The sequence below is a fragment of the uncultured Microscilla sp. genome, from assembly GCF_947493425.1.
Taxonomy (GTDB): Bacteria; Bacteroidota; Bacteroidia; order Cytophagales; family Microscillaceae; genus Microscilla.
Map to the genome: position 1 here is coordinate 1 of NZ_CANLRP010000746.1, position 203 is coordinate 203.

1 protein-coding gene is annotated in these 203 nt (G+C 49.8%); it reads right to left on the reverse strand.

The annotated features are described in order from the left end of the window. On the reverse strand, positions 1 to 203 hold a 203-nt coding region (locus Q0954_RS35015), incomplete at both ends, for a transposase (protein WP_299466990.1).

Genomic DNA, 203 nt, shown 5'->3' on the forward strand with positions numbered 1-203 from the left:
GGAGCCTCCATGATGTTCTCGAGGGTATACTTGAGCCATTTGTAGGGGTCTACCTCGTGTTTGTGACAGTTGGCGAAAAAGGTATAGATGACCGCCGACCTTTGAGCGGCATCGTGTGATCCTGCGAAGAGGTAATTTTTCCTTCCTATGGCCACAGGTCTGATGGCATTTTCGGTGAGATTGTTGTCCATCTCGAGCATTCC